We start from the raw sequence: 11,929 nt of genomic DNA on the forward strand, positions 1-11,929 counted from the left end.
GTCGGGGACGTGACCGGATCAGCGTGGACGCGGGTAATCAGCAGCCGATCAGTACCGTCGGCGCAGCCGGCTCTCGGCACGGAGGATGGGGGCATGCGAATAGACGTGCTCGGTGCGGTGCGGGCCTTCCGTGACGACGGCAGCCCTGCTGACCTGGGTGGTCCCCGCCACCGTGAGGTGCTCGCCCGGCTCGTCGCCGCCGAGGGACGGATGGTCACCACCGACACCCTTGTCGACGACCTGTGGACCGACCCGCCGGCACGGGCTGTGGGTGCGTTGCGTACGTTCGTCGCCGCGTTGCGCCGCGCCCTTGAACCCGACCGGCCACCCCGCACTCCGCCGCGCGTCATCGTCACCGAAGGTCCCGGGTACGCGCTTCGCCTGCCGCGCGACGACGTCGACGTCCACCGGTTCCAGGACACCCTGGCTCGAACCCGCCGCAACCCCGACGCGGTGACCGATCTCAGCACGGAACTCGCGTCCTGGCGCGGACCCGCCTACGCCGAAGTGACCGGCTCCGCATGGGCGCTGCGCGAGCGGGCCCGCCTGGAGGAGTTGAGGCTGGAAGCGGTGGAACTGCGCGCCCGCATCCTCCTCGACTCCGGGGAAGGGGCCGACCTCGTCGCCGAGCTGGGCGACCACGTCGCCGAACATCCGTGGCGCGAGCCGGCCTGGGAACTCCTTGCCCGCGCGCTGTACCGCGCGGGCCGCCAGGCCGATGCGCTGGCCAGCCTCCGCCGCGCCCGGGCGATGCTCGTTGACCAACTCGGACTCGACCCCAGCGTCGACCTTCAGCGCCTGGAGACCGACATCCTCCAGGGCTCGGTACCCCGTGACGGAGGCCGTAGCGGGTGGGCCGGCCATGGCGTCCGGCTCGGCCCCCGCACCACCGTGGATCTGGCCCGTACCCTCGCGCTGGCGGGTGGGGAGGCCCTCGTTCACTCTCGGCGCGACCGCCTCGCCGCCATCCATGCGGCGCAACGCACGGGAGACCTTTCCCTGACCGCCCGGATCATCGGCGCCTACGACGTACCCGCCATCTGGAGCCGGGCCGACGACCCCGACCAGTCCCGCGCCGTCGTCGCGGCTGCCGAACGCACCCTCACCGGGCTCGGCCCGGACGGCCCCGCCGACCTGCGCGCCCGACTCCTGGCCACGGTCGCCGTCGAGAGCCGCACCGCCGACCTGTCCGGGACCGAGCTGAAGCACGCGCAGCAGGCGGCCCGTCAGGCCGAGGAGCTGGCACGGCACCTGGCCGATCCCGCCCTGCTGGCCTTCGCCCTCAACGGGGTGTTCCTGCAGACCTTCACCCACCCCGGGCTCGCCGCGGCACGCGACAGGACCGGCGCCGAGATCCTGGACCTGGCCACCCGGCACGAGCTGCCGAACTTCGCCGTACTCGGCCGACTCGTCCGCCTGCAGTCCGCCTCCGCCCTCGGCGACCTCGACACCGCAACGACGCACGCCAACGCGGCCGACCAGCTCGCCGCCACCACCGAGGCGCCCCTCGTCCCCGTCCTCACCAGGTGGTACAGGGCCCAGGCCACGGCCGCCCGCAGCGCCGAACCTGGCGGACCGACCGCCGCCACAGCAGCAGAGCACTACCGCGCCGCCGAGCACGCCCTCCGCAGCGCCGGAATGCCCGGACTGCACCGCGGTCTCCTTCCCCTCGCGCTTCTGGGGCTGCGCCTCCTGCACGACCGGCCAGCGCCCACCGACCCACACCTCGACTGGGGGCCCTACACGCCCTGGACGCGCCCCCTCGTACTGCTCGCCCAAGGCCAGGCCGAGCAAGCCCGCGCCGCCCTCACCGCAGCGCCCGAACCACCGCACGACCACATGCAGGAGGCCATGTGGTGCCTGACCGCCCACGCCGCCACCCGCCTCGACGAGCGCGGAATCGCCGCGCACGCTGCGACCGCCCTGCATGATGCCCGCGCCGAACACGCCGGCGCCGCCAGCGGAATGCTGACCCTGGGCCCGGTGGCGCGGTACCTGGCAGAGGCGGACGCATGCGTCGGAGCAAAGTAGGAGCTCGCGCGGAATGGTCCGGCTGGTGGGGCGTCGGTGGTGCTTTGCTGGTCAGGTACGGGGTGCCGCTGTTGGGCGATATGAGCGATGATCACGAGAGGGCCGCAGCGCCAACGCGAGCGGTGTCGCTGCGGGAACGGCGCCCACCCTGCCGGAGCCCATCGCGATGGTGAGCACGTCACCCGGCAGGATCGGCGCCCAGCACGGGCTTGGCGTCGATGGGAAGCCACGGCTGACGTGTCACGGCCAGCAGGTTGCCGGGATTGGCGCCGCCGTGCACCACCGCCGCTCGCGTTGCGGTGTGCGGCAGCGATTCCGGCAAGCCGGCGAGGTCGGTTCCGACCTGGTGGTCAGGGCAGCAGGTGAGCGAGGTTCTCGCCGAGGACTCGGGCGCGGTCGGCTGCGGGCAGCGGCCAGTCGAGGATGCGCTGCAGTTCCACGTCCGGCACCGTGTACGGGGCGTCGGTGGCGAACACCACGCGTCCCGGTCCGACCGCGGGATCGGCGCCGAAGCCGGACAGTACGGTGTCCCACGGCGCGTAGCTGGTGTCCGCCAGCAGGTTCGGCGCGTACCGCAGCGCCGGTACGGCGTCGATCCAGAAGTCGGTGGCGCCGCTGCGGCCCATGATGAACGTGACGTCCGGATGGCGCCGGGCCAGCGACGCGAGTGGCAGCGGCAACGCGGTCGGCGGCGTGCCGGTGCGCACGTACACCGGCCAGTTCCACTCCGATGCCTTGCGCAGCAACGGATCCAGCAGCCCATCGTGCAGGTCGAAACCCTGCAGTACGGGGTCGACCGCGAGCGCCACCGCGCCGGCGGACCGCGCCCGGTCCAGGTCGGCGATCGCGTCGGTGCCACGCCACGGGTTGGCCACCGCGTACGCGCGGAGCCGGTCACCGGATGCGGCGGCGGACTCCGCGGTCAGCGCGTTGCCTTCGGCGTTGTGGTAGGCGATGCAGCGTTCCGGCGGGGCGATCAGCGCGGCGTCGATGCCCAGCCGGTTCATCGTCGCCAGCAGGGTGTCGACCGGGAGCGCCGCCTCCCGTGACGCACCGATGCGTACGTGCGCGTCGAGGACGTGTGCGCCGGAGATCGTCACCATGGCTCCCGGGTGATCGCGTCGGTGAGGCCGAGCGCGCCGAGCGCGTCGGCGTGGATGATGTTCTCGATCAGCTCCGCCGGTACCCGTGGCAGCGCGGTGCCGGCGAGAATGTCGTTGACCCGGCGGATGCCGGCGATCGCCTCGCCGGTGTTCGCGATCGGGAAGTCGGAACCGAGCAGCAGCTTGTCCGCGCAGCCCCACTCGACCGCCGCGAGCAGCGACTCGTAGCACACCCACGGCCGCAGGTAGATCGACGAGACGTCCGCGTACACGTGCGGGTGCTTGCGGATCGTCACGACGGTCTCCTTGCCCCACGGGTGTCCCATGTGCGCCATGACGATGCGCAGCTCCGGGAACCTCAGCGCCACCTCGTCGGTGACCAGCGGGTAGGTGTACCGCAGTGGCGCGTGCCGGATCGGCGATGCGCCCTGGTGGAACAGGATCGGCAGCCCGGCGCGCTCCGCCCAGCCGTACAGTGCGAGCGCCGGCGCGCCGAGCGGGTCGAACTCCTGGTAGTTCGGGCCGAGCTTGATGCCGACAAGGCCCTCGGCGCGCCACCGCTCCGCTTGGTCGAGCGCGTCCGGCCGGGTCGGGTTCACCGACATGAACCCGACCCGACGGGACGGCGCGGCCCGGGTGAACGCCAGTGTCGCCGCGTTCGTGTCCTCGGGACGGTAGTCCAGCCCGGTGGACGCGAGCGGGTCGTCGACCGCGATGTTGAACACGATGGAGACGTCCGCGTCGGCCATGGCGGCGTCGTAGTCGTCCCACGAGTTCGTGGTCGTCACCGGTCGGTCGGTCCGCCACCCCTGGTACGTCAACCGGTCCGCGTCGGGTACCGGTCCGGTGTGGGTGGGGGTGTGCGCGTGGACATCGACGATCACAACGGTTTCCTTGTCTCGCTTGCGTTCTCGGTATGGCCGGGCCGGTGCGCGCCGGTCACGGGTCAGGGCCGGGCGAACTGCCCCGCCACGGTGTCGAAGATGCGGGTCGGCTCGTCCCGGTGGTACACGAAGACCGTGGCGTTGACGTGCTGGCTGTTACCGCTGATCGTCCACGCCGACGGGTCCTCGAACCCGGGATCCTTGACACCGAGCCCGATCGACGACAGGTCGTCGAAGGTCGCGTCGACGTAGTAGTCGCCGACCCCCTGCTTCTCGTACAGCCGGAAGGCGATCTTGACCTGCTTCTTGCCCTGGACGAACTGGGTCACGTCCACCGGGCCCTGGGTGTCGGAACCGTTGACCCACATGAAGCTGAACCAGTTGGTCACGTCGGACTGCCACACCATCTGGTCGTCGATGAGCACCTGCATGAAGTGGTAGCCGCTCAGCCCGCCGTAGTAGGGGTCGCGCTGCCACCAGGACAGCTCGTACCGCGGGGACTTCGGGTCGACGGTGACCTCCTGGGACGCCTCCGCGTAGTCGCCAGTCCTGGTACCGACGTGTGCCTGCACGGTCAGCGCGAGCCGCCCGTCGCCCTGCCGCGGCCCCTGGCTCGGGTCGATCAGGTTCTGCCCGGTCAGCTGGGTGCCGTACGAGATGACCCCGTCGATCTTCCTCTCCCGGGTGTAGCGCATACCGACGTTCAGGATGTCGTTGACGTACCGGGCGGTCGGCGCCAGCGTGCTGTCGAGTTCGCGTCCGGAGTAGTCGAGCAGGATGACGCTCAGGTGCTTCGCGTTCGCGAGCGGCAGGATCTTGTCCAGGTTCTCGCCGACCGCCGACGCGTCGTTGGTGTTGTTGTCGCGCCCCAGGTACGGGTAGACCACGCCGTCGATGACGTCGCCGTACTTGTCGTAGAACGACGGATCGACCGCGGTGTCGTAGTACGCGATCGTGTAGAGCCCGAGCTTCGGGTTGATCGACTTCGTGGTCTGCCGCATCTGCGCCAGGTAGTCGTGGGTGAACAGCTTCGCGTTGTCCCCGATCAGGAAGTCGTCGATCGCCCACGCCACCACGTTCGGGTACTTCACCGACAGGTCCGCGACCTGCTTGGCCCAGGTCAGGAAGTCCGTCTCGTACGGGCGGGAGCAGCGCCCGGCCAGGTGCGCGTCGGAGTTCGGGAAGCACTCGCTGGGCGGCGCGAGCCCGACCCAGACGAGGATCCCCGCCTTCTGCGCGGCCGGCGCGAACTCGTCGACCAGGTCGCTCCAGTCGGTCGGCTCGTCCCACACCGTGTAGTAGAACGTGTTGACGTGCAACGCTTTCAGCTTCCTGACGAGCCGCGGCGTGTCGATGTGCCGGTACCCGTCGGCGCGCGGCGTGGCCTCGCGTACCTGGGTGCCGATCGTGTTGCCGCCGGGGTGGGTGGCGCGCACGCCGTCGGCCGGTACCCACGGTCGGGATGCGGACCGCGGTGCCGGCAGCGACGTGGTGTGCGCCGCCGGCCGCACCGACGGCGCCACGGTACGGGCCGCGCCCGGCGCGGCGCCGCCCGCGATCAGGGCGAGCATCGTCGCCACGGCGATGGACAGGGGTGCTCTGCGCATGAACGGTCTCCTTCTCTTGAGGGGTCAGGAGAAGCGGTCGAGCAGGTCCGGGCGCGGCGTGACGCCGAGCCCCGGTCGGTCCGTCAGCCGGACCGTGGAACCGTTGCTGTCCAACGGTTCCGCGAGGATGTCGTCGGTGTAGTAGTGCGCGCCGATGATGTCCGACGGCAGGTCGGTGGCGAGGTCGGGGATGGCGCAGGCGGCGTGCAGCTGGGCGGCGGCGCCGATGCCGAGCTCGCCGTTGGAGCCGAGCAGCGACCGGATCCCGAACGCGGACGCGACCTGCGCCAGCCGCACCGCCCGGCCGGGGCCGCCGGCCTTGCCGATGTACACCGACGCCACGTCGGCGGCGTCGGCTTGGACGACCCGTACCAGGTCGGCGAGGTCGAACACGGACTCGTCGGCGATCACCGTGACGCCGAGCTGCCGGATGGCACGCAACCCCTCCAGGTCGGTCGCCGCGACCGGCTGCTCGACGAACGCCACGTCGTACGGGGCGAGCCCGGCCACCGCCCGCGCCGCCTCGGCGCGGCTCCAGCCGCCGTTGGCGTCGACGCCGAGGAACGTGTCCGGCCCGACGAGTTCGCGGGCGCGGGCCACCCGCGCCAGGTCGCCGTCGACGCCGAGCCCCACCTTGACCTTGAACGCGCCGAACCCGGCGGTGCGGGCCGCGCGGTACACGGTGTCGAGCACATCTCCGTCGCCGGACAGCGACAGCTTGATCGGCACCTCGGTGCGGTACGGGCCGCCGAGCGCCACCGCCAGCGGTACGTCGAGGACCCGGGCCCAGGCGTCCCACAGCGCCGTGGCGACTCCGGCCTTGGTGAACGGGCTGGCCGCGAGCACCCGGTCCATCGCCGCCTCGGCGGCGCCGACCGGCCCCAGCGCCATCCCCACCAATACCGGCGTCAGCACGGTACGGATCAGGTGCGCGGCGGTGGTGCCGTCCTCGCCGCTCCACAGCGGCGTGGCGCTGACCTCCCCGTACCCGGTGATCTCGCGGCCGGCAGGATTGGTGGCGACGACGCGGACGAGCAGGAAGTCGGACCGGTCGTGGGCGCCCTTCGCGCCGTGCACGGTCAGGTCGGGGTCGGCGGTCAGGCTGATCGGTGCGGTCTGCACCGCGCGGATCGTGAACGTCACTGCGGCCACCCTCCCAGCAGGTCGCGCGGGTTGTCGTACAGCACCCGGCGCAGGGTCGCCTCGTCGACGCCCCAGCGGGTGATCTCGTGCGCGCGGGCCACCGCGTACGCCTGGCCGACCTGGTCGGAGAGCCCGGCGTCGGAGCCGAACAGGACCCGGTCGGTCGGGCAGCGCTCGATGATCTGCCGGCCCGCATAAGGCGGTACCCCGCACAGGCAGATGTACAGGTTGGCGGTCTCGGTGACCGCGGCGATCGCCTCCCGCCACGTGTCGTGCAGCCCGGCGTGCCCGAGCACCACCGGTACCGTCGGGTGCCGGCGGGCGAACGCGGCGATCTGGGTGGCGGTGGCGTACGGCGGGGTGCCGTCGTGGCAGAGCACGATCCCGCCGTGCGCGGCGACCACCTCGGCGATCGGGTCGAGGCTCGGCTCGTGCATGGACACGCCCTGCAGCCACGGATGGATCTTCAGCCCGCGGATGCCGAGCGTGCCGAAGCAGCGCTCCATCTCCTCGACGGCGCCCGGGTACCGGGCGTTGACGGTGCCGAACGCGACCATCCGGTCCGGGTCGGCGGCGACGAACTCGGCGAGCCGGTCGTTCGCCTCGGGCGTGGCGTGGAACAGCCCGTCGTGGCTGAGCACCACGGCCGCGCGGATGCCGGCGGAGTCCAGGAACGCGGTGAAGTCGGCGGGCGTGAACGCCGTACCGGCCAGCCAGGACGCGTGGTCCCAGGCCGGTGTGTGCGTGTGGAAGTCGACGATCGGTATGTCCACGGGACGGTCCCTACAGGTCGCGGGCGAGGGTCACGAGCCGGTCGGCCAGGGCGTCGGCGAGCGCGCCGAACCAGGCGGCCCCGTCGGTGCCGGTCGCGGCGGCGGGGCGGTCGGTGTAGCCGTCGATGGTGTGCCACAGCCGCGGCGTGTGCACGGTGACGTTCGCCGCCTCCGGTACCGCCGGTTGCGCGGCCCGGTCCGGCAGCGTGCCGACGAGTTCCGGGTGCAGGTGGGCGATCAGCGCGCTCTCGAACCGGCCGGCGTGCCCGGGCACGTTCGGTGGGTCGGCGCTGAAGGCGTGGTGCGGGAACAGTTCCCAGTAGTCGAGGTACGCGACGGCGAGGCCGTGCCGGGTCGCCGCGGACGCCGCCGCGGAGTGGCACGGACCGCGGTTTCCGCCGTGCCCGTTGACGAGCACCAGCCGGCGCCCGCCGTCCGCGGCGACCGACCGGGCCAGGTCGTTCAGCACCGCGGTGGTGGTCTCCGGCGACAGCGACAGGGTCGCGCCGAACGCGAAGTGGTGGTCCGAGGCGCCGAACGGCACGGTCGGCGCCAGTACCAGGTCGCGCGGTGCATCCGCCGCGGCCCGCTGCACGGCGGCCGCCGCGACCGCCCCGGCGATCATCGCGTCGGTACCGGTGGGAAGGTGCGGGCCGTGCTGCTCCACGGTGCCGACCGGAAGCACGACGAGCGCCTCCGGCAGTACCGCGGCGAGCCGGTCCCGGTCGGTCTGCTGCCACGTCCACGCGGTCACTGCCGTACTCCCGCCCTCGTCGCGATCGGTTGTCGGGCCCGCGCCGGTACGGGCCCGCCGGCCGTCGCGGGGATCCGTTGCCAGGGCAGCGATCTCACCGGTGTCCTCCCGCCATCGCCACGATCCGTTCGCTCAGCGCCAGCCCGGCGAGCCCCTCGGCGAGGCCGGGCACCGCGCGGTCGGTACGGCCGGTCACCAGGTCGGCGAACCGGTCGAGCTGCCGGTCGAACGAGCGGGTCGTCCGGTCGCCGGGGAACCGCGCCGCCCGCGTCTCGTCCCGGGTGCGCAGTTCGAGGTCGAACGTGAAACCGTCGAGCACTGCGTACCCGTCGGCGCCGAGCACGCTGACCTCGCAGCGCGGCAGCGCGTCGGTCCACCAGCCGAACTCGGTGACCGCGGTCGTACCGTCCGGCCAGACCAGCCGGGCGCCGCCGAGGTTCGGCGCGCCGAGCCCCGGCTCGGTCGCGAGCGCCCACGCGTCGGCCACCTCGCTCGGCCCGCCGCCGAGCAGGTACGCCAGCCAGTCGAACAGGTGCGCGCCCTCGTGCACGACCGGCGCCCCGTGGTCGAGCGTGCCGAGCATCCGCCGGGCGTACGGACCGTCGTCGGCGCGCGGCTCGTCGTAGATGTGTGCCCGGATCAGCAGCGGCGACCCGAGCAGCCCGCCCGCGATCCACTCCCGCAGCCGGTCCAGGGCGGGATCGTGCCGGTAGGTCAGCCCGACCTGCAGCCGGTCGTGCGCCATCTCGGTGAGCCGTTCGACCTCGGCCAGGCTGGTGCCGAGCGGCTTCTCCGCGAGCACGTACTTGCCGGCGGCGAGCGCGTCCCGGACCAGCCCGGCGGTGATCCACGGCGGGGTGGCCAGTACGACGGCCGGGATCGCCGGGTCGGCGAGCACCGGCTCCAGGCAGTCGTACCGGGCCGCCCCCGGTACCAGGTGGGCCGCCGCGGCGAGCCGCTCCGGTACCGGGTCGACGAGTGCGGTCACCTCGACCCGCGCCGAGCGCAGCAGCGCCGGCAGGTGCGCCTGCGTCGCGATGTCGCCGAGGCCGACGAGCGCCAGCCGGATCACGGCGTCGCCTCCCGGCTCGGCACCCGCGGGATCGCCTCGATCAGGGTGCGGGTGTACTCCTCGCGCGGGCTGGCGAACAGGTCCTCCCGTGGCGCCTGCTCGACGATGCGCCCGCGGTGCATGACCGCGATCTCCGGCGCCATGTACCGCACCACGGCAAGGTCGTGCGACACGAACAGGTAGGTCAGGCCCAGTTCGGTCTGCAAGGACCGCAGCAGGTTGAGGATCTGCGCCTGGGTGGCCACGTCGATCGCCGACACCGCCTCGTCGAGTACGACGAGGTCGGGGTGCAGCGCGATGGCGCGGGCGATCGACACCCGCTGGCACTGCCCGCCGGACAGCTCGGCGGGCCGGCGCGACGCGTACGAGGTGGGCAGGCCGACCAGCTCCAGCAGCTCGGCGACCCGGGCCCGGCGTGCGGTGGCGTCGCCGGCACCGTGGACCGCGAGCGGCAGGCCGATGATCTGCCCGACGGTCTTGCGCCGGTTCAGCGAGCCGACCGGGTCCTGCAACACGACCTGCATGTGCGCCCGCAGCCGCCGCAGCTCCCGGCCACCCAGCCCGGTCAGCTCGGTACCGCGGAACCGGACCGTGCCCGCGGTCGGGCGTAGCAGCCCGAGCAGCAGCGAGGTCAGTGTCGACTTGCCGCACCCGGACTCGCCGACCAGCCCGAACGTGGTGCCACGGCGCACGCTCAGGCTGACCCCGTCCACCGCCCGGGTGCCGGGAAAGTCCATCACCAGCCCGTCGGCCACCAGCAGGACATCGTCCTCGGCCGACGTTCCCGGTTCCTCGAAACGCCGACGAGGCTCGGGCACACGGTGCTCGCGCTCGTTCATCGCGGATCCTCCTCGATGTCGTCGAGTACGGCGAGCGGGCGGGCCGGGTCGACATCCAGCGTGCAGAGCGCGTCGAGCAGACCGCGGGTGTACGGGTGTCGCGGGTGGGCGAACACCTCGTCGGTCGGCGCGCTCTCCACGATCCGGCCGCGCCGCATCACCTCGACGCGGCGGCAGAACCCGGCCGCGACGGCCAGATCGTGCGTGATGAACAGGACGGCCGTACCGTGCTCGTCGGCGATCCGGTCCAGCAGCGCGAGGATGCGCGCCTGCGTGGTGACGTCCAGCGCGGTGGTCGGCTCGTCGGCGATCAGTACGGCCGGCTCGGCGGCGAGCGCCATCGCGATCACGACCCGCTGCCGCATCCCACCGGAGAACTCGTGCGGGTACGCGTCGACGCGGACCGCCGGGTCCGGGATGCCCACCTCGCCGAGCAGGTCGACCGCGCGGCGGCGGGCGGCGGCGCGGGACACGTCGGCGTGCGCCCGGACCGCCTCGACGATCTGGCGCCCGACGGTACGGACCGGATTGAGGCTCGTCAGCGGGTCCTGGTAGACCATCGCGACGGCCGCGCCGCGGGCCTGCCGCAGCTCCTTCTCGGTCGCGGTCACGTGGTCGCGGCCGGCGAGCCGGATCGAGCCGGACGTGATGCGGGTCGGCGGCGGGTTGAGCCGCATGACGGCCAGCGACAGCAGGCTCTTGCCGCTGCCGGACTCGCCGACGAGCCCGACCCGTTCGCCGGCGGACAGGGTCAGGTCGACGCCGCGTACCAGGTCGCGGCCCGGTACGCCGACGGTCAGGTCGCGGATGTCGAGTACCGGTGTGTCAGTCACGGTCGTCCCCGATCAGGATCCGCTGGAGGCCGTTGCCGACCGTGTTGAACGCGGCGATGGCGATCACCACCACCAGCGCCGGCACCAGCGGGTAGGAGATCGATTCGAACAGCTTCGTGTACCCCTGCTGGAGCAGCGTTCCCCAGGACGCGGTCGGCGGTTGGACGCCGAGGCCGAGGAAGCTCAGCGAGGCCTCCACCATCAGCGCGGTGGCCATGTTCAGCGACGCCTGCGCCATCAGCGCGGGTGTCGTGTTCGGCAGGATCTCGCGGAACAGGATGCGCGGTTCGGACGCGCCGACGGCGCGAAGTCCGCGCACGTACTCGGTCGAGATCTCGCCGAGCACCGTGGCCCGCGCGATCCGCGCGGTCAGTGGCGCCATCAGCAGCCCGATGACGAGTGCCAGGGTCAGCGCGTCCCCGCCGAACGCGGCGACGACGATGAGCGCGAACAGGATCATCGGGATCGCCAGGAACGCGTCCCCGATGCGCATCAGGATCTCGTCCAGCCAGCCGCGGCGGGCGGCGGCGACCGCTCCCCAGACCGTACCGAGCACCATCGCGATCGCGGTGGCCGCGAGCCCGATGGCCAGCGACACCCGGCCGCCGACGGCGATCCGGCTGAGCAGGTCACGGCCGAGCTCGTCGGTACCGAGCGGGTGCGAGAAGGACGCCGCCGCGTACCGTGCCGGTACGTCGATCGCGTCCGGCGATCCGAACAGCAGCGGCCCGAACACCGCGAGCAGGACGAGCAGCACGAGAATCGCGAGCGACACCACACTGGCCGGCCGGCGTACCAGCCGGTGCCACACCCCGGCGCGCGAGCGCGCGATGGCCGCCTCGGGGCGTACCGACAGTACGCTCATCGCCGCACCTCCCTCGTCGGAACGC

11 protein-coding genes are annotated in these 11,929 nt (G+C 72.6%); 1 reads left to right on the forward strand and 10 read right to left on the reverse strand.

All coding sequences use genetic code 11. The features are described 5' to 3' along the window. Window positions 1-9 precede the first annotated feature (9 nt). Window positions 10-2,031 (forward strand): AfsR/SARP family transcriptional regulator, encoded by a 2,022-nt coding sequence (locus Aru02nite_RS30880; protein WP_239077055.1) that lies wholly within the window; start codon window positions 10-12, stop codon window positions 2,029-2,031. Window positions 2,032-2,381: 350 nt separating this feature from the next. Here the strand turns inward: Aru02nite_RS30880 and Aru02nite_RS30885 are convergent, their stop codons facing one another. From Aru02nite_RS30885 to Aru02nite_RS30930, 10 genes are all read right to left on the reverse strand, one after another. After that, window positions 2,382-3,131: an amidohydrolase family protein gene (locus Aru02nite_RS30885; RefSeq protein ID WP_203663602.1), complete on the reverse strand. Its 750-nt coding sequence runs from the start codon at window positions 3,129-3,131 to the stop codon at window positions 2,382-2,384. Further along, window positions 3,128-4,018 carry an amidohydrolase family protein gene (locus Aru02nite_RS30890; protein WP_203663603.1) on the reverse strand — a complete coding sequence of 297 codons (891 nt, stop codon included), beginning with the start codon at window positions 4,016-4,018 and terminating at the stop codon, window positions 3,128-3,130. The genes Aru02nite_RS30885 and Aru02nite_RS30890 overlap by 4 nt, the downstream gene beginning before the upstream one ends. Window positions 4,019-4,080: 62 nt before the next feature. Next, on the reverse strand, window positions 4,081-5,625 hold the full coding sequence (locus tag Aru02nite_RS30895) for a hypothetical protein (protein WP_203663605.1): 1,545 nt from the start codon (window positions 5,623-5,625) through the stop codon (window positions 4,081-4,083). 24 nt (window positions 5,626-5,649) lie between these two features. Next, on the reverse strand, window positions 5,650-6,768 hold the full coding sequence (locus tag Aru02nite_RS30900) for a mandelate racemase/muconate lactonizing enzyme family protein (protein WP_203663607.1): 1,119 nt from the start codon (window positions 6,766-6,768) through the stop codon (window positions 5,650-5,652). Beyond that, window positions 6,765-7,541 carry an amidohydrolase family protein gene (locus Aru02nite_RS30905; protein ID WP_203663609.1) on the reverse strand — a complete coding sequence of 259 codons (777 nt, stop codon included), beginning with the start codon at window positions 7,539-7,541 and terminating at the stop codon, window positions 6,765-6,767. Before Aru02nite_RS30905 ends, Aru02nite_RS30900 begins: the two co-directional genes overlap by 4 nt. A gap of 10 nt (window positions 7,542-7,551) precedes the next feature. Then, entirely contained in the window at window positions 7,552-8,295 is a 744-nt protein-coding gene (locus tag Aru02nite_RS30910; RefSeq protein WP_203663611.1) for a creatininase family protein, read from the reverse strand. A gap of 94 nt (window positions 8,296-8,389) precedes the next feature. Next, window positions 8,390-9,367 (reverse strand): Gfo/Idh/MocA family protein, encoded by a 978-nt coding sequence (locus Aru02nite_RS30915; protein ID WP_203663612.1) that lies wholly within the window; start codon window positions 9,365-9,367, stop codon window positions 8,390-8,392. Continuing rightward, a complete protein-coding gene (locus Aru02nite_RS30920) occupies window positions 9,364-10,206 on the reverse strand; it encodes an ATP-binding cassette domain-containing protein (protein ID WP_239077056.1) in 843 nt (280 codons plus the stop codon). Before Aru02nite_RS30920 ends, Aru02nite_RS30915 begins: the two co-directional genes overlap by 4 nt. Then, window positions 10,203-11,039 carry an ABC transporter ATP-binding protein gene (locus Aru02nite_RS30925; protein WP_203663613.1) on the reverse strand — a complete coding sequence of 279 codons (837 nt, stop codon included), beginning with the start codon at window positions 11,037-11,039 and terminating at the stop codon, window positions 10,203-10,205. Before Aru02nite_RS30925 ends, Aru02nite_RS30920 begins: the two co-directional genes overlap by 4 nt. After that, the gene (locus Aru02nite_RS30930) at window positions 11,032-11,904 is read right to left on the reverse strand and encodes an ABC transporter permease (protein ID WP_203663614.1); all 873 of its coding nucleotides are present in this window, start codon (window positions 11,902-11,904) and stop codon (window positions 11,032-11,034) included. Before Aru02nite_RS30930 ends, Aru02nite_RS30925 begins: the two co-directional genes overlap by 8 nt. Window positions 11,905-11,929 lie beyond the last annotated feature (25 nt).

The organism is Actinocatenispora rupis (assembly GCF_016861975.1).
GTDB lineage: Bacteria > Actinomycetota > Actinomycetes > Mycobacteriales > Micromonosporaceae > Actinocatenispora > Actinocatenispora rupis.

Bases quoted from the DNA above. Each gene is read 5' to 3' on its own strand.
- Aru02nite_RS30895 (WP_203663605.1), bottom strand. From the start codon at position 5,625: ATGCGCAGAGCACCCCTGTCCATCGCCGTGGCGACGATGCTCGCCCTG.
- Aru02nite_RS30920 (WP_239077056.1), bottom strand. From the start codon at position 10,206: ATGAACGAGCGCGAGCACCGTGTGCCCGAGCCTCGTCGGCGTTTCGAG.
- Aru02nite_RS30930 (WP_203663614.1), bottom strand. From the start codon at position 11,904: ATGAGCGTACTGTCGGTACGCCCCGAGGCGGCCATCGCGCGCTCGCGC.